Genomic DNA, 1181 nt, shown 5'->3' on the forward strand with positions numbered 1-1181 from the left:
GGAAGGTCTGCAAAACCTTCGCATGCAGCCCTGAATGTGAGACAGTATCAGCATGAAGCAGATGAGCCTGAGCACCACTGGATTTGAACGCAAGACCAAGAGGACGCGCAAGCGTGAGTTCCTCGACGAGATGAACCTGGTGGTGCCTTGGGCTGAGCTGGTGGGCTTGATTGCTCCGCATGCGCCAGCGCGTGGTGCCAAAGGTGGGCGTCCACCGTTTGCGGTGGAAACAATGCTGCGCATCCACTTTTTGCAGCAGTGGTTCAACTTGTCTGACCCGGCCATGGAAGAGGCGCTGTACGACACGCCGATGTTCCGTGAGTTTGCCCGACTGGACATGGGGGAGGACCATCTTCCCGACGAAAGCACCATCTTGCGGTTTCGCCATTTGCTTGAAGCGCACGATCTGAGCTTGCAAATCTTGGCGACCGTCAACGCCACCCTCACCGCCAAGGGTTTGCTGCTCAAGCAAGGCACGGTCGTGGATGCGACGTTGATTGCCGCGCCGAGTTCGACCAAGAACAGCACTGGCACGCGCGACCCCGAGATGCACCAGACCAAAAAGGGCAACCAGTGGCACCACGGCATGAAGGCGCACATCGGCTCGGATGCCGATTTGGGGCTGGTGCACAGCGTGACCACCACGGCGGCCAACGCACACGACATTACCCAGGCGCACGCGTTGTTGCACGGGCAAGAAACCGACGTCTTTGCCGATTCGGGCTACCGGGGTGTTGAAAAGCGCGAAGAAATTCAGACCAAGCACCCTGGAGTGAATTGGCATATCGCCATGATGCCGGGCAAGCGAAAGGCTATGGACAAGAGCACGCCAATGGGTGCCATCCTGGAGCAGTTGGAAAAAATCAAAGCCAGCATTCGCGCCAAGGTGGAACACCCGTTTCGGGTCATCAAGCGGCAGTTTGGCTACGTCAAGGTCAAGTACCGGGGGCTGGCCAAGAACACAGCTAATCTGGTGACGCTGTTTGCGCTGTCCAACCTGTGGATGGTGCGTAAACGACTCTTGAATATGGGGGCGCAGGGATGAGTGCGCCCAAAAACGGCCAAGGGGCCGTGAATGGGGCTCAATACGCTCCGAATCTGCCCTTTGAATGCAAAAATTTGTCGTCATCTGAAATAACAGCAGGCGGTCGCCGCGTCAGCGGTGGTTGTGCAGACCATCC

General features: G+C 57.7%; 1 protein-coding gene. It reads left to right on the forward strand.

Annotation, left to right across the window (positions count from 1 at the left end):
• The first annotated feature begins 52 nt into the window (after positions 1-52).
• Positions 53-1045: an IS5 family transposase gene (locus EV672_RS18630; protein WP_114655019.1), complete on the forward strand. Its 993-nt coding sequence runs from the start codon at positions 53-55 to the stop codon at positions 1043-1045.
• Positions 1046-1181 lie beyond the last annotated feature (136 nt).

Origin of the sequence: Aquabacterium commune (assembly GCF_004362855.1) — a bacterium.
In the GTDB taxonomy this organism is placed as follows: Bacteria; Pseudomonadota; Gammaproteobacteria; order Burkholderiales; family Burkholderiaceae_C; genus Aquabacterium; species Aquabacterium commune.

Bases quoted from the DNA above. Each gene is read 5' to 3' on its own strand.
- EV672_RS18630 (WP_114655019.1), top strand. From the start codon at position 53: ATGAAGCAGATGAGCCTGAGCACCACTGGATTTGAACGCAAGACCAAG.